Origin of the sequence: Nesterenkonia flava (genome assembly GCF_031432335.1) — a bacterium.
GTDB lineage: Bacteria > Actinomycetota > Actinomycetes > Actinomycetales > Micrococcaceae > Nesterenkonia > Nesterenkonia flava.
This window is the reverse complement of record NZ_JAVKGT010000035.1, coordinates 14,795-29,212: the sequence shown is the minus strand read 5'-3', so window position 1 is coordinate 29,212 and position 14,418 is coordinate 14,795. Positions and strand designations below refer to the sequence as shown.

Below are 14,418 nucleotides of genomic sequence, written 5' to 3'. Positions count from 1 at the left end.
GCCATCGGAGGCCAACCACCCATCACCAGGCTGACCAACCTCCCTGAACATCACAGCTAGTCCCGCAGGCGGGGACACCCCGCCACGCTCACGGGGTGGCCCTGCCCTGCCCCGGGTTTCCTCGAGAATTCTCGGAATCGCGGTGCCTCAGCGGAGGGAAGTCGCGCAAAGGCACCGCATATCCGACACTTCGGGGCGCAGTGATTTCAGGGCGCAGTGATTTCGGGGCGCGGCGGTACCAAGACCAGGGTCTATCTCAGCACCAGATCGCCCTGAGCAAGCTGGGCCAGGGTCTCCACCAGGAGTCGGCGCTCCTGGACCTTGATACGCTCGTGCAGCGAGGTTTCGTCGTCGTCGGGGAGAATCTCCACGGCAGCCTGGGCGAGGATCGGACCGGTGTCCACTCCCGCGTCGACCTGGTGGACCGTGCAGCCGGTGATCTTCATTCCGGCAGCCAGGGCATCACGCACGCCGTGTGCTCCGGGGAAGCTGGGCAGCAGCGCCGGGTGAGTGTTGATCACCGGCACGCCAAGACGGTCCAGAAACTCTGCGGAGAGAATCCGCATGAAACCGCTGAGCACCAGCACATCGGGCCTGTAGCCCGCTACCGTCTCCCGCAGTCGCTCATTCCATGCCTGGCGCTCTGCGGCCGAGGCACCCGGCTCCAGCCCCACGGCGAAGGACGGAATCCCCACCCGCTCCGCCCGCTCCAAAGCGCCAGAACCGGCAACATCCGAGCCCACGGCGAGAATATCCACGGCGAGCTCACCCGCTGCGGCGGCATCGATGACCGCCTGCATGTTGGAGCCCGAACCAGAGGCCAGAATGACAATACGCATAGGGTTCAGCCTATCCCCGACGGCGGTAAGCTGACTCTCACTATGAGTGCCACGCCGCCGCCCGGACCCCCAGCCCCTGCGCCGGAGAAGACGCGTCCTGAACGCGGATCCCAGCGCGGCGGCCGCCCCGAACTGGACCAGGAGGACGCGAAGTCCTACGCCCGATACACCGGATGGCTGCTGCTGGCGATCCTGGTGGCCTACATCGGGCTGCAGCTGCCGCTGCCCTGGCGCCTGCTCAGCGCTGTGGCGGGTCTCGCCGGCGTGGTGGGCGCCGCCGCTCTGCTGGTGCGCTGCGTCCGACGACGACTGCCCGCGTTGGTCTACATCAGCGCAGGCCTGACCCTGATCTGCTGCGGATTCTTCGCCCTGACCTCCACCTTCCAGGCAATCTTCTGGGACGCCACCGTGACATTCGAGACCTGCCAGGATGCCGCTCTGACCGAGCGGGCCACCGCCGCCTGCTACCGGGAGTATGAGGAAGGACTGCTGTCCTTCCTCTCCGGCTCAGACTGAGCCTGGTCTTCCTCATCCGAAGTCTCCTCCGATGAGGCCTCCTCCCCGGCGCGGTGACGTCGTCGTCGCGCCGGACGCGCTGCCGGCGCCGCTGGCGAGGGCTTGGCCCGCACCAGCGTCTTCACGCCAGTCGTGATGAGGTACCCCAGCACCGTCCCCAGTGCGACCCACGCGCCGAGCAGGCCGGCAGCGTAGAGGGCGTGCGGGCCCAGGTCGGTCATCCGGCCCAGCCCGAGGGAGATATGGGACAGCCATAGGGGCAGCACCAGAAGAACGGCCGCGACCGCGCCGGTGAGCACCCCCAGCGTCAGAGTGGAGAGTGTCAGCGACGCCGGACGCCAGGGAACGCGCAGCGCGAACCAGTCATCGACGTGGTTCTCCCCCTCGCGCATCTGCCACCACCCGGCGAGGAAGCCCGCCGCCACCGGCAGCGCCAGCACGGCGAACGAATACTCGTAGGCAGTCTGGGGCAGCGCGGAGAGGACCGGAACCGCCGGCACAGGGCCCAGCTCCACGGCGAAAGGACTCACCACGGTGCCAGTCCCCACGGCGAATCCGGCTCCCGTGGAGTAGGCCAGGGCCCACAGCACCAGATTAGGCAGCAGCGCCAGGTGCAGCAGCGTCAGTCCCAGAGTGCCGCCCCATCCGGTGTCCAGCTGCTGATGGGTGTTCGCGATATCCATCCAGTGGACCGCCAGTTGTCCCGCTGTCAGCAGGGCCGCCAGCCCTACGGCCGCCGTGGCGGCGACCGCGCCGCCCTTGAGCACCGCCCAGACGTAGGCGCCGGCCCACTTCAGGCGCTGCGAGAGCTCCTCGATCTTGGCCTCCAGGTCCACACCGATCATGCGCGTGGCGCTGCGCGCTTCGGCGTAGCAGCCGCCGAGGATTCCCACGGCGGAGACCAGGACCGCAGCCACTACCGCCCACAGCACCGAGGCTGAGACCAGCGGGGTCTGGGCGTAAGGGGCGATCAGGCCTGCGGCCACACCGAAGATCAGGATGTAGCCGACCAGCCCCTGCCAGAGCTGGTCGGGGTACGCCCCCTGGGCCAGACGGCGCCCGGCCCGGACGGAGAGGAGAAACGGAATAAGTGTCAGGCCCAGGGGAACCAGGTGGAAGAACCCGGCCTCTGGTGCGTCCACCAGTTCCAGGGGCGCGGCATGGACCACCAACCACACCTGGGCGGCGAGCGCCGTCGTCGCACTGGCATCCATGTCGAGATTCGCGCTGCCCAAGCCCTCCAGCGTGAAGCCCTGCGCCACGGCCAGTCCAAAAACGGGCACAGCGATCAGCAGCGCGGTGACCAGCACCGCGGCGATCCCTTCAAGCAGCCCGAAGAGCCACAGTGGCGGAGTCGGCAAGCGCAGTCCGCGTGGAGCACTGGTGTCATCGGAGGCCATTGACACTATGGTGCCACTGCGTGCCCCGGTTTCCCGGCAGCGGCACCGCGGCCCGGCGCTGTGGGCACCCCGGAGAGCTGGACATGTCCTGAACGCGCGGGCAGACAGGCACCGGCGCTGAACTGGGGCGATGCGAGTGTCATAACGAGCGGTGAATCCGCGGTTGCCAAGGGTTCCCCACATGTTTACCGAACAGCAACCGTAGGGCCGGCTCTGCCCCGGATTTCCGCCCTACTGTAGGAGATGTGAAGGTTGTGGTGGTTGCTGAGTCTTTCCTGCCCCATATGAACGGCGTGACTAACTCCGTTCTCCACGTGCTTGCCCATCTGCGGCGGCGCGGAGACGAGGTCACGGTCATCGCCCCCAGCGACTCCTTTCTGGAGACCAATCCGCTCCTGGAGGAGATCCCGGACCAGCCGGAGCTCTGCGAGGGCCACCCCGTCATCCGAGTCCCTTCGCTGCCGCTTCCCGACTATCCCAAGGTCCGGGTGGCTGCCGGGTTCGTGATGCGCATCCGGCATCTGCTGGAGGATATTCAGCCCGACGTCGTCCACATCGCCTCCCCCTTTGTGCTGGGATGGCGGGCCATCCAGGCCGCGGAGGCGCTGGGACTGCCCACCGTCTCCATCTACCAGACTGAGGTGCCCACCTACGCGGCCCGGTACAAGCTGCCGTGGGCCGAGGAGCTGCTGTGGCAGCACGTGGACCGCATGCACATGGCCTCCACACTGACCCTGGTACCCAGTTCCTTCTGCAAGCAGCAGCTGCGGGAGCGCGGCATCAAGCGGCTGAAGACCTGGCGACGCGGCGTCGATCTGCAGCGCTTCTCCCCCGCCCGGCGCGACGAGGAGCTGCGCGCCCGCATCGCCCCCAACGGAGAGAAGCTCATCGGGTTTGTGGGGCGCATGGCGGCAGAAAAGCAGATCGAAGACCTCGCCGTGCTGGACGACCTCCCCGGGACGCGGCTGGTCATCATCGGCACCGGCCCGCAGGAGGACTTTCTGCGTAGGAAGCTCCCCCACGCCTACTTTGCCGGATTCCGTTCCGGAGACGACCTCGGAGCGCATGTGGCCAGCCTGGACGTGTTCGTCCACCCTGGTGAGGCCGAGACATTTTGCCAGACCATCCAAGAGGCGATGGCTGCGGCCGTGCCCGTAGTGGCAGTAGGCCGCGGCGGGCCCCTGGACCTGGTGGATGAGGGCCGCACAGGGTGGCTGTACCAGCCCGGTGATCTCTCCGCGCTGCGATCGGCGGTGGAGCACCTGGTAAGCGATGAGGCCATGCGCGCCCGCTGTGCCGCCGCCGCCCACGCTCAGGTCCAGGACCGCACGTGGGAGGCGATCTGCAACCAGCTGATCGGCCACTACTCCCGCGCCATCGAGGTCAACCGCAGGCTGCACTTCCAGCGGGCCTCCCGGTACCTACGTGGCCAGGGCGGACTGGTCAACACCTTCGTGCCCGGCCTCGGTGGTCTCATCACCGGCTGACGCTCACCGCCCGCCTGTGTTTCACCCGCCCCGCTCCCACAGGTCCTGCCTGCAACAGAGGCAGCACTTCAGTGAGTGAGTAGGCGGCAAGGACCCGCTTCTGTTTCATGGGTGCCCTGACTCGGACGCGCGGTGGCTCGGACGTGCGCCGACTCGGAAGTGCACCGACACAGAAATGCGCTCACCCAGAAGTGCACCGACCCGAGCGGGGCCGTTCGCCCGCACAATCAGCCGTGGGGATGAGGCCCGTCCCCGCCGTGGCCCCTAACGTGGAAACCATGCCCACGCCCGGACCATCCTCTGCTGCCGAGACCTGGCGGCTTCAGCACCCCACTCTGGGCGCTCTGGAGGTCATCACCGGAACTCTGGAGCAGCTGAGCTCCCTGGACCCGGAGTTCCCCGCGGAGGACATTCCCGAGCACCGTTCCGTGATGCTCTTCCGGCGGGAGGGGCGGAGCATCGCTCGAGTCGACGGGCTCCGGGACATGACGTTCAACGCAGAGGGCGAGCCGCTGACCGAGGAGTCCAAGCCCATCGCCAACCAGCACCAGTTCACGGGGGCACGGGTCAAGGTCACCGTGGGCGGCTGGCGCGCCGATACGGTCCGCACGGTGCGTTTCAAGGACGACGACGGCGCCCTCGCCGACTTCGATCCCCCAGCCGGCTCCGCAGCTGAGGCCAGACTCGCTAAGATCGCGGCCTCCCCCTGGAGACGAGTGGTCTATCCGATCGGCGGCGGGATGGGCAAAGCTGGCTGGGCGCTGCTCGTTCTGGTCCTGGGACCACTGATCGCCCGACTGATCGGTGCGCTGATCCCGGACGTCGAGGTGGACATTCCAGTGCCCAGCCTCCCCCTGCCGGAGTTCACCTTCCCCGAGATCAACATTCCTGCACCGAACATCAGCCTGCCGCAGTGGCTGGAACCCATACTGGAGTACTCGAAGTTCTGGGTGCCGGTGCTGCTGGGTGTGCTCGCAGCCGCGGCGGCGGTGCGAGCTGCCCGCCGCAGCAGGCGCACCCGCGAAGCCTGGGAGAAGCGGCGACCCTAAGCCAGGCCCGCGGCGCGGGCTCGCCCGCACGGTCCGGAGGAATCAGTGATCGCGCTGCTCAAGCAGCCCGTGGTCGGCCAGCTGCGCGGCAATGTCTTTACCGTCCGGGCCATAGATCCACGGAATGGTCACGCCCCGAGACTGCTGGGCCCTGCCTTCGGGCGCTTCCGCACGACCACCGGCCAGTACCGCCTCGGAATAGGTGAGTTCCCGAATGATGACCGCCCGCACGTTCTGGGGGTGCCGGCGCGCAAAGTCGGCGTAGATCTGGGGGTCGTGCTGTCCGTCGTCGCCGATGAGGATCCACCGAATGTTGGGGAAGTCCTGCGCCAGACGGTTCAGCTGCTCCACCTTGTGCTGACGCCCGGACCGGAACCAGCGGTCCTCCGTAGGCCCCCAGTCGGTCAGCAGAAGCGGGCCGTGCGGGTAGAGGTTGCGGGTCAAGAATCGCGTCAGGGTCTGCGCCACGTTCCAGGCGCCGGTGGAGAGGTAGAGCACCGGGGCGCCCTGCCACCGGTCCAGCAGCCGCTCCATCATCACCGCCATCCCCGGGGTGGGGGTGCGCGCGTGCTCGTCCAGCACAAACGAGTTCCAGGCGGCCAGCATGGGACGCGGGAGCTTAGTGACCACCACGGTGTCATCGATATCGCAGATCACGCCGGTGGTGACCTCGTCGCCGATGATGTGGACTTCCGCGCTGATGGGATCGGCGCCGGGCGCCTGCAGACTCACATGGTGCCAGCCGGGACTCAGCTCTGCGCCATCGGGCAGGTGCACCACGCTGTCCACGATGCCGCCGCGGTCAGCAGCGGCTTCGAACTCGTGGTCGCCGACGGTGATGGTCACCGTGGCGAAGGGCACGGGCGCGGAGATGAAGTTGCGCCAACCGCGCACGCCGTCGGCGATCACCTTGGCCACGCGCCGACCGTTGACGAAGTGAGAGTCCGGCGCCATGACCACGCGAGAGAAGACCCGAATCCACCGGCGGGTGCCGTAGCCGGTGAGCGAGAGCATAGTGACATGCTGCCGACGTCGTCGGGCGAGGTTGAGCCGGAACTGGTGCCAGCGGTCCTCGACGACCATGGCCCGGTTCCGCCGGGGGTCCGTATAGTGCTCTCGCAACGCCGCCAAGTCTTGGGCGACCTCACTGGGTTCCGGCGTCGTCATCGTTGTCCATCTTAATGGTGTTGACCGCCTCCGCATCCTCGCCCGGGCAGCGTCCGTTGACTGGACGGTTCCAGTTCTAGAGTGGAGACATGAGCCACTCCCCCGCAGAGCCCCGCAGGGCTGATCCCTCCGCCGCTGAACTTCGCCGCGTAGCGATCTCCGCCGCCCATGAGGCCGGCGATCCGCTGAAGACGGCCTTCCGCTCCCAGATGGATATCCAGCTGAAGACCTCGGCGCATGACCTGGTGACCGTATGGGACCGCCGCACCGAAGAGACTCTGGTGAGCCTGCTCAGCGACGCCGTGCCGGATTCCCGATTCCTGGGCGAAGAGGGCGGCACGCGCGGAAGCGGCCGCATCGAGTGGATCATTGACCCCATCGACGGCACCTCGAACTTCGCTCACGGTTTCGCCATGTTCAGCATCTCGATCGCCGCGGTCATCGACGACGTCGTGCTCGCCGGTGTGGTCTACGATCCGATCAACGAGCTGACCTTCTCCGCCGACGACGACGCCGCCTACCTGGCCGACCGCGACGGAACCGAGCGCGTCCTGACCCCGGCCTCTCGCGAGGGCGTGCCGGAGGAGAACCTGAGCCTTCTGACCAACTTCCCCGGTGCGTGGGCGGTGGAAACCCACGGGGACGAGGCGCTGCGCGCCTTCGCGGGCCTGGTCACCACCTACGCCACGGTGCGGCGAATCGTCTCAGGCGCACTGGAGCTGTGCCACCTGGCCGCCGGCTGGTCAGACGCGGCCCTGAACTGCCGCACGAGCCCCTGGGACATTGCCGCGGCGCAACTGGTGCTCCGCCGCGCTGGCGGACGCTTCCTGCCCTACGGCACGCGGGGCGAGCGCACCTGGAGCGGCGAACAGACCCCCGATCTGCACTTGACCTCCGGGTACCTGGGACTGGCTCCCGGAGCCAGCGCTCCCACCGCGGAAGACGTGGTCCGCCGGTTCACCCGGGCCCAGTAGTGCAGGCGGAGGGGACCACAGCGGGGAAGGTTTAGGAGTGCCGAACGCTTAGGTGTGCTGAAGAATTGTCACACCCGGCAGATGCCCGCCACTCGGGCAAGAATGAGAGGGTGAGCTCCTCATCCTCCCGCCCAGATCCCGCTGAGCGACCTCCAGCCGGCAGCGAATCGACCCCCGCCCAGATCCGGCGGTGGCGGAAGTACCTGGCCGATGAGATCGCCGAGGCCAACCTGTACGAGGACCTGGCCCGGCGCAAGGAGGGCGAGGAGCGGCAGATCCTGTTGGGTCTGGCTGCCGCGGAGCGGCGCCATCAGCAGCACTGGCGCCACCTGCTGGGAGACCATGCCCAGCGACTGCCTTCTCCCTCAGCCCATCGCGTGCTGCTGGGCTGGATGGCGCGCATCTTCGGCTCCGTCTTTGTCCTCGCGCTGGCCCAGCGCGCCGAAGGCGATTCTCCCTACGCGCGCGACGACGACGCCACACGCGGCATGGCAGCCGATGAGCAGGTCCATGAGGAGGTCATCAGAGCCCTGGCCGCTCGCGGCCGCGAGAAGCTCTCCGGCGGCTTCCGGGCCGCGGTCTTCGGCGCCAACGACGGCCTGGTCTCGAACTTTGCGCTCATCATGGGCATGGGCGGCACCGGAGTCGGTGCCACCGTGGTGCTGCTCTCAGGCATCGCCGGCCTTCTGGCCGGGGCCCTGTCGATGGCTGCTGGAGAGTTCATCTCGGTGCGCAGCCAGCGCGAACTCCTGGATGCCACGCGCCCCACACAGGCCACGCTGCGCGCCGCCCCTGACCTGGACTTAGACCACAACGAACTGGTCCTGGTCTATCGGGCCCGCGGCCTGAGCAAGGAGGACGCCGAGCACCGGGCTCTGGAGCGCATGGGCATCTTCGAATGCAACTGCCGGCCGGAGAAGTCCCATGACCCTGAGGCCGCGACAGACGACTACGAGGCTGTCGGGTCAGCGTGGACGGCCGCGGGGTCGAGCTTCTGCTTCTTTGCCGTGGGCGCCCTCATTCCTGTCCTGCCTTACCTGTTCGGCGCCGAAGGATGGACTGCCGTCATCATCTCCACCGCCCTGGTGGGACTGGCCCTGACCGCCACGGGAGCCGTCGTCGGCCTGCTCTCCGGGGCTTCACCGCTGACCCGCGGCCTGCGCCAGCTGAGCATCGGACTGGGCGCTGCCGCGATCACCTACATACTCGGCTCCCTGCTCGGGGTCGCCGTCGCCTGAGCATAAGCTCAGGTCGACTCCGACCTGCGGGTATCCCCCCGTAGTTTCTCCCTGAATCTGGGGTGCCGGGCAGTCCGTATTTTCTACAGACTGTAGAAATCTTGCGCTGTGCCTGTAATATTGGGACCCCGGGCACCTTGAGCACCGGTGGGAGAAAGGAGCATCCCGAGATGTTCAATCACCCGACCGATGTTCCGATCCTTGTCCTGACCGAAGAGCAGTCCTGGCAGCTGCTGTCCAGCGCTGAGCTGGGGCGTCTTGTGCTGATAGTCGGGGGACGGCCCGACATCTTCCCCGTGAACATCGCCGCTGACGGGCGCAGCCTGATCTTCCGCACCGCACCGGGCACCAAACTCGCCGAGCTCAGCGTCAATGAGCAGGTTCTTGTGGAAGCCGATGACTTCTCCTCCGAGGAGGGATGGTCTGTTGTGGTCCGCGGTACCGCGGAGCGGCTGGAGACGTCTCAGGAGATTGCTCACGCCGAATCGCTGGGTCTGCATTCGTGGGTTCCCACGCTCAAAGACTTCTATGTGCGCGTGACTCCCACCGAGGTCAGCGGACGCCACTTCCTCTTTGGACCCCAGCGCGAACGCGAGCTGGGGGAAGGCTCGGACAGCGCCTGAGCCTGGCCGCCTTCCCGATCGCAACCCATCCGTTCATCAACTACAACCTGATCCACGTTGTCGTGGTGCTGGCCCTGGCCTTCCTGGTGACCCACCAGCGGCTGAGCCTGGCCGGTCCGTGGCAGCGGATCGCCCAAGGAGCCGCATGGCTGACGTGACCACCACGACCCCTCACACACCTGTCCACGCGCTCGCCGTCCATGAGGCCCTAAGCCGCTGCGGGACCGACGCCGACCAAGGGCTGAGCTCCCCCCAGGCGGAGGCCAGACTGCAGGAGCACGGCCCCAACGCACTGCCCGCCGCAGAACGAGACAGTGCCGTGAGGCGTTTCCTGCGTCACCTCAACGACGTGCTGATCTATGTGCTGCTGGGCGCCGCCGCCCTGACCGCCGCTCTGCAGCACTGGGTGGATACCGCAGTGATCCTCGTGGTGGTGGTGGTCAATGCGACCGTCGGCTTCCTCCAGGAAGGCCGCGCCGAGCGGGCGCTGGAAGGCATCCGGGAGATGCTCTCACCCGAGGCTCAGGTGCTGCGCGACGGTCGCTGGCAGACCATACCGGCCGATGAGCTGGTACCCGGGGACACGGTCCGCCTGCGCGCCGGAGACAAGATTCCGGCTGATCTGCGCCTGACCGAGGCTCATGAGCTGGCCGTGGAGGAGTCCGCTCTCACCGGTGAGTCGGTCCCGGCGCTGAAGTCTACGGATCCGGTGGATGCTCAGGCCCCCTTGGGCGACCGGACCTGCATGGCGTTCTCCGGGACCATGGTCACCGCCGGCTCCGGCCGCGGGGTGGTAGTAGCCACCGGCGCCGGGACCGAGCTGGGGCAGATCAACACCATGATGAGCGAGGTGGAGTCCCTGCAGACTCCCCTGACTCGCCAGATCGCCGCCTTCGGCCGGTGGCTGGCCCTGGCGGTGCTGGGGCTGACCGCCGCCCTGGTGCTGGTCGGATTCCTGCTCCACGGCACTGAGCCGGGCGAGCTTCTGCTGGCCGCAGCGAGCTTCGCCGTGGCGGCCATCCCGGAGGGCCTGCCGGCTCTGATCACCATCACCCTGGCCCTGGGCGTGCAGACCATGGCACGCCGCAGCGCCATCACCCGGCGGCTGCCCGCAGTGCAAACCCTGGGCAGCGTGACGGTCATCTGCTCGGACAAGACCGGCACACTCACCAAGAACGAGATGACCGTGGCCCGCGCCGTGGTGGGCCGCCAGGAGCTGACGGTCACCGGCACCGGCTACGCACCGGAAGGCGAGGTGCTCTCCAGCACCGGCGAGCCCCTCAACCCGGATCATCCGGGCCTGCGGCGGCTGGCCGCGGCGATGAGCATCGCCAACGACACCGAGCTGGTGCAACGGCAGGGCCGTTGGAGCATCAGCGGGGAGCCCACCGAGGGCGCGCTGCAGGCCTTCGCCGCGAAGGCCGGATACGACCCGGCTCAGGCAGAACGCCTGACCACGCTGCCCTTCAGCTCCGAGAACAAGCTCATGGCCACGGTGGCCGAACTTGACAGTGAGCACGGCACGCGAGAAAGACGAGTCCTGGTCAAAGGAGCCCCGGACCGGCTCCTGGAGCGCTCCTCCATGCCTGAGTCGCAGCGTCAGTACTGGGAGGACCAGATCCACGAGCTCTCCGCGCAGGGGCTGCGGGTGCTCGCGGCAGCAGAGCGCCCGGCCCAGGCGCCCGACACCGCGGCCCTGACCGTGGACTCCCTGGGCACCGACCTGTCGTTCCTGGGCGTGGTGGGCATCGTGGACCCGCCCAGAGAAGAGGCCGTCGCCGCTATCGAAGCCTGCCACACCGCGGGCATCAGCGTGAAGATGATCACCGGCGACCACATCGGCACTGCGCGTGCCATTGCGGCCCAGATGGGCCTCGATCAGGGGGCCGGTGCGGTCAGCGGGGCACAGCTGGAGGCGGCCGACGACGACGAGCTGCGCCGCCTGGCGACGTCGCACCACGTCTTTGCCCGCACAAGCCCCGAGCACAAGCTGCGTTTGGTGCGAGCCCTCCAGGCCGAGGGCGAAGTGGTGGCCATGACGGGTGACGGGGTCAATGATGCGCCGGCCCTACGTCGAGCCGATGTGGGTGTGGCCATGGGTGTCAAGGGCACCGAAGTCACCAAGGAAGCCGCAGAGATTGTGCTCGCCGACGACAACTTCACCACCATCGAGGTCGCGGTGGAGGAAGGACGACGCATCTATGACAATCTCCGCAAGGCGATCGTGTTCCTGCTGCCCACCAACGGCGCTCAGTCAGCAGTGGTGCTCTTCGCCGTGGCGCTGGGTTGGACCCTGCCGCTGACTCCGCTGCAGGTGTTGTGGGTCAACATGGTCACTGCGGTGACGCTGGCGTTCGCCTTCGCTTTCGAGCCTGCCGAGCCGGGCGTGATGAAGCGGCCGCCGCGTGATCCCTCACGCGGCCTGGTGGAGCTGCGGCATACGCTTCAGATTGCGGTGGTGTCTCTGCTGATCGCGGCAGTGACTATTGGGGTCTTTGATTGGCGTATGGCCGCTGGTGACAGTCTGGAGTCGGCTCGCACGGTGGCCACTACCGTGCTGGTGGTCTGCCAGGCCTTCTACCTGTTTAATGTCAAAGCCTTGCAGGGGACGAGCCTGCGTCCCACGGTACTGCTGAACAATCGCGCCGCCTGGGTCTGCGTGGCGGGTCTGACGGCCTTCCAACTGCTGTTCATCTACGCCGCGCCGCTGCAGGCTGTCTTCGATTCGCAGCCGCTGCCGCTGCAGCACGTGGGGCTGGTCACCCTGGTGGGTCTAGCGGTCTTCCTCGTGATTGAAGTCCTGAAGCTGCTGCTTGCCCAGCTGCCTGAGCCTCGGCGCGCCCGCCGGAGCGCCTCCGTCTGAGCTGCAGACACCAACGCCGCCGTCGCTCCCCCTGTCCGAGGAGACGACGGCGGCGTTGGTGCTGAAGCTGATGATGCCGCGGGGCGGACTCAGCCCTGGAAGACTTCGCGCAGCAGCTGCGCGGTCTCGGAGGGGGTCTTGCCGACCTTCACGCCGGCAGCCTCCAGTGCTTCCTTCTTGGCCTGGGCGGTGCCGGCAGAGCCGGAGACGATGGCGCCTGCGTGGCCCATGGTCTTGCCCTCGGGAGCGGTGAAGCCTGCCACGTAGCCAACCACCGGCTTGGTGACGTTGGCCTTGATGTATTCGGCGGCACGCTCCTCGGCGTCGCCGCCGATCTCACCGATCATCACGATGGCCTTGGTCTCGGGATCGGCCTCGAACGCCTCGAGTGCGTCGATGTGGGTGGTGCCGATGACCGGGTCGCCGCCGATGCCGATGCTGGTGGAGAATCCAATGTCCCGCAGCTCATACATCATCTGGTAGGTCAGGGTGCCGGACTTGGAGACCAGTCCGATCGGGCCCTTGCCGGTGATGTTGGCGGGCGTGATGCCTGCCAGGGCCTCGCCGGGGGTGATGATGCCGGGGCAGTTGGGGCCGATGATCCGGGTGACGGGCTTGCCGTCGGGGCCGGTCTTGGTCAGGGACAGGTTGTAGAACTCTGCGGTGTCCTGCACCGGAATGCCCTCGGTGATGACCACGAGCAGACCGATGCCGGCTTCGATGGCCTCGATGGCCGCGTCCTTGGCGAACTTCGGCGGCACGAAGGCTACCGAAACGTCCGCACCGGTCTTCTCCATGGCTTCTGCGACGCTGCCGAAGACCGGAAGCTCGGTCTCGTAGCCGTCCTTGTGCAGGTGGGTCACGGTGGTGCCGGCCTTGCGGGCGTTGACGCCGCCGACGATGTTGGTGCCGGCCTTGAGCATCAGGGCGGTGTGCTTGGTGCCTTCGCCGCCGGTGATGCCCTGGACGATGACCTTGGAGTCCTTGTTCAGGTAGATCGACATTGTGTGAGTCAGTCCTTACTTGCTCGCGAGCTCGGCGGCCTTATCGGCACCGGCGTCCATGGTGTCGGCGGTGGTAACCAGCGGGTGGTTGGCCTCTGCGAGGATGCGACGGCCCTCCTCCACGTTGTTGCCGTCGAGGCGCACCACGAGCGGCTTGGTGGCGGCGTCGCCCAGGATCTCCAGGGCCTTCACGATGCCGTTGGCGACGGCGTCGCAGGAGGTGATGCCACCGAAGACGTTGACGAACACGGACTTGACCTGCTCGTCGCCGAGGATGACGTCCAGGCCGTTGGCCATGACCTCGGCGGAGGCGCCGCCTCCGATGTCCAGGAAGTTCGCGGGCTTGACGCCGCCGTGGGCCTCGCCGGCGTAGGCGACGACGTCCAGGGTGGACATGACCAGGCCGGCGCCGTTGCCGATAATGCCGACCTCACCGTCGAGCTTGACGTAGTTGAGGTCGTTCTCCGCAGCCTTGGCCTCCAGCGGATCCACGGTGGACTCGTCGATCAGGTCAGCGTGGGCGGGCTGGCGGAAGGCAGCGTTCTCGTCGAGGGTGACTTTGCCGTCCAGGGCGATGATCTTGCCCTCGCCGGTCTTGACCAGCGGGTTGACCTCCACCAGGGTGGCATCCTCCTTGGCGAAGACGGTCCACAGCTGCTGGAAGACCTCGGCCACTGCGGGCGCCTCATCGGCGGAGAAGCCGGCCTGCTCAGCAATCTGGGCACCCGCGGCGGCATCAATGCCGGTGTTGGGGTCAAAGTTGAACTTCACGAGCTTCTCGGGAGACTCCACCGCGAGCTGCTCGATCTCCACGCCGCCCTCCTTGGAGGCCATGGCCAGGTAGTTGCGGTTGGCACGGTCCAGCAGGATCGAGAAGTAGTATTCCTCGGCGATGTCCGCGCCCTGGGCAATCATGACCCGGTGCACGGTGTGGCCCTTGATGTCCATGCCGAGGATCGCCTTGGCGTGCTCGTAGGCCTCGTCGGGGGTCTTGGCGAGCTTCACGCCGCCGGCCTTGCCGCGGCCACCGACTTTCACCTGGGCCTTGACGACGACGACGCCGCCGATCTGCTCTGCTGCTGCTTTGGCTTCTTCCGGGGTCTGCGCCACGATGCCGGCCAGCACGGGTACACCGTGTGCCTCGAACAGATCGCGCGCCTGGTACTCATACAGGTCCACGGGTGGTGTCCTTCGACGTCGATATTCGTACAGGTCTGCCGTCCGAGGGAAAACTCGGTGGCCACAGGGATCTCGCGAC

12 protein-coding genes are annotated in these 14,418 nt (G+C 67.3%); 7 read left to right on the top strand and 5 right to left on the bottom strand.

Annotated features, from left to right (window positions below; genetic code table 11):
* Positions 1-251: 251 nt before the first annotated feature.
* Positions 252-839 carry a phosphoribosylglycinamide formyltransferase gene (gene purN, locus RH857_RS11565; RefSeq protein ID WP_310538130.1) on the bottom strand — a complete coding sequence of 196 codons (588 nt, stop codon included), beginning with the start codon at positions 837-839 and terminating at the stop codon, positions 252-254.
* 42 nt (positions 840-881) lie between these two features.
* Here purN and RH857_RS11560 point away from each other — a divergent pair, with 42 nt between their 5' ends.
* A complete protein-coding gene (locus tag RH857_RS11560) occupies positions 882-1,355 on the top strand; it encodes a hypothetical protein (protein WP_310538129.1) in 474 nt (157 codons plus the stop codon).
* Here the strand turns inward: RH857_RS11560 and RH857_RS11555 are convergent.
* Positions 1,304-2,755: a cell division protein PerM gene (locus RH857_RS11555; protein ID WP_310538128.1), complete on the bottom strand. Its 1,452-nt coding sequence runs from the start codon at positions 2,753-2,755 to the stop codon at positions 1,304-1,306. The genes RH857_RS11560 and RH857_RS11555 overlap by 52 nt on opposite strands.
* Before the next feature lie 245 nt (positions 2,756-3,000).
* Here RH857_RS11555 and RH857_RS11550 point away from each other — a divergent pair, with 245 nt between their 5' ends.
* On the top strand, positions 3,001-4,242 hold the full coding sequence (locus RH857_RS11550) for a glycosyltransferase family 4 protein (protein WP_310538127.1): 1,242 nt from the start codon (positions 3,001-3,003) through the stop codon (positions 4,240-4,242).
* Positions 4,243-4,520: 278 nt separating this feature from the next.
* Entirely contained in the window at positions 4,521-5,291 is a 771-nt protein-coding gene (locus RH857_RS11545) for a hypothetical protein (protein WP_310538126.1), read from the top strand.
* A 42-nt stretch (positions 5,292-5,333) separates the two neighbouring features.
* Here RH857_RS11545 and RH857_RS11540 read toward each other — a convergent pair whose 3' ends face one another.
* On the bottom strand, positions 5,334-6,458 hold the full coding sequence (locus RH857_RS11540) for an App1 family protein phosphatidate phosphatase (protein WP_310538125.1): 1,125 nt from the start codon (positions 6,456-6,458) through the stop codon (positions 5,334-5,336).
* An 89-nt stretch (positions 6,459-6,547) separates the two neighbouring features.
* Here RH857_RS11540 and RH857_RS11535 point away from each other — a divergent pair, with 89 nt between their 5' ends.
* From RH857_RS11535 to RH857_RS11520, 4 genes are all read left to right on the top strand, one after another.
* Entirely contained in the window at positions 6,548-7,432 is an 885-nt protein-coding gene (locus RH857_RS11535; protein ID WP_310538124.1) for an inositol monophosphatase family protein, read from the top strand.
* A 110-nt stretch (positions 7,433-7,542) separates the two neighbouring features.
* Complete coding sequence (locus RH857_RS11530; protein WP_310538123.1) at positions 7,543-8,670, top strand: VIT1/CCC1 transporter family protein; 1,128 nt, start codon at positions 7,543-7,545, stop codon at positions 8,668-8,670.
* Between the two features lie 170 nt (positions 8,671-8,840).
* Positions 8,841-9,293 carry a pyridoxamine 5'-phosphate oxidase family protein gene (locus tag RH857_RS11525; protein WP_310538122.1) on the top strand — a complete coding sequence of 151 codons (453 nt, stop codon included), beginning with the start codon at positions 8,841-8,843 and terminating at the stop codon, positions 9,291-9,293.
* Between the two features lie 145 nt (positions 9,294-9,438).
* Entirely contained in the window at positions 9,439-12,156 is a 2,718-nt protein-coding gene (locus RH857_RS11520; RefSeq protein ID WP_310538121.1) for an HAD-IC family P-type ATPase, read from the top strand.
* Positions 12,157-12,245: 89 nt separating this feature from the next.
* On the opposite strand, the gene sucD is transcribed toward RH857_RS11520, so the two are convergent.
* Both sucD and sucC read right to left on the bottom strand, forming a co-directional pair.
* On the bottom strand, positions 12,246-13,160 hold the full coding sequence (gene sucD, locus RH857_RS11515) for a succinate--CoA ligase subunit alpha (RefSeq protein WP_310538120.1): 915 nt from the start codon (positions 13,158-13,160) through the stop codon (positions 12,246-12,248).
* A gap of 15 nt (positions 13,161-13,175) precedes the next feature.
* Positions 13,176-14,339, bottom strand: a complete 1,164-nt coding sequence (sucC, locus tag RH857_RS11510) for an ADP-forming succinate--CoA ligase subunit beta (RefSeq protein ID WP_310538119.1) — start codon at positions 14,337-14,339, stop codon at positions 13,176-13,178.
* Between the last annotated feature and the right edge of the window lie 79 nt (positions 14,340-14,418).

Excerpts from the sequence above, each read along its gene's own strand:
- purN (WP_310538130.1), bottom strand. The coding sequence starts at position 839 with ATGCGTATTGTCATTCTGGCCTCTGGTTCGGGCTCCAACATGCAGGCG.
- RH857_RS11560 (WP_310538129.1), top strand. The coding sequence starts at position 882 with ATGAGTGCCACGCCGCCGCCCGGACCCCCAGCCCCTGCGCCGGAGAAG.
- RH857_RS11555 (WP_310538128.1), bottom strand. The coding sequence starts at position 2,755 with ATGGCCTCCGATGACACCAGTGCTCCACGCGGACTGCGCTTGCCGACT.
- RH857_RS11545 (WP_310538126.1), top strand. The coding sequence starts at position 4,521 with ATGCCCACGCCCGGACCATCCTCTGCTGCCGAGACCTGGCGGCTTCAG.
- RH857_RS11540 (WP_310538125.1), bottom strand. The coding sequence starts at position 6,458 with ATGACGACGCCGGAACCCAGTGAGGTCGCCCAAGACTTGGCGGCGTTG.
- RH857_RS11535 (WP_310538124.1), top strand. The coding sequence starts at position 6,548 with ATGAGCCACTCCCCCGCAGAGCCCCGCAGGGCTGATCCCTCCGCCGCT.
- RH857_RS11525 (WP_310538122.1), top strand. The coding sequence starts at position 8,841 with ATGTTCAATCACCCGACCGATGTTCCGATCCTTGTCCTGACCGAAGAG.
- RH857_RS11520 (WP_310538121.1), top strand. The coding sequence starts at position 9,439 with ATGGCTGACGTGACCACCACGACCCCTCACACACCTGTCCACGCGCTC.
- sucD (WP_310538120.1), bottom strand. The coding sequence starts at position 13,160 with ATGTCGATCTACCTGAACAAGGACTCCAAGGTCATCGTCCAGGGCATC.